General features: G+C 56.7%; 1 protein-coding gene. It reads right to left on the reverse strand.

The genetic code is table 11. The features are described 5' to 3' along the window. On the reverse strand, window positions 1-323 hold a 323-nt coding region (cdd, locus tag WH277_RS02175; protein WP_339504141.1), incomplete at both ends, for a cytidine deaminase.

Consider the following 323-nt stretch of genomic DNA (forward strand, 5'->3'; position numbering starts at 1 on the left):
GTTCAATCGTCAGCCCGCTGCCGCTGTTCAGCTCATTCATAAACTGTCGGCAGTGGCCGCACGGCGTGTAGTTGACGGTAATGCACGCCAGTGCACTTTCACCCCGCAGCCAGGCATGTGTCACCGCACTCTGCTCGGCATGAACGGTCTGCTGCATTGTAGTACCGGCAAACTCCATATTGGCACCAAAGAACAGCGTGCCGCTTTTGCCACGTGCAATGGCACCCACTTTAAAATCAGACAGGGTGGCTACCGCGCAGGCTGCTGCCAGCGGCAGCAGGGCAAAGGCCAGTTCGCTGTCGGTCAATCCACAATGTTTTTTA

Origin of the sequence: Erwinia sp. MYb416 (assembly GCF_037479575.1) — a bacterium.
In the GTDB taxonomy this organism is placed as follows: domain Bacteria; phylum Pseudomonadota; class Gammaproteobacteria; order Enterobacterales; family Enterobacteriaceae; genus Erwinia; species Erwinia rhapontici.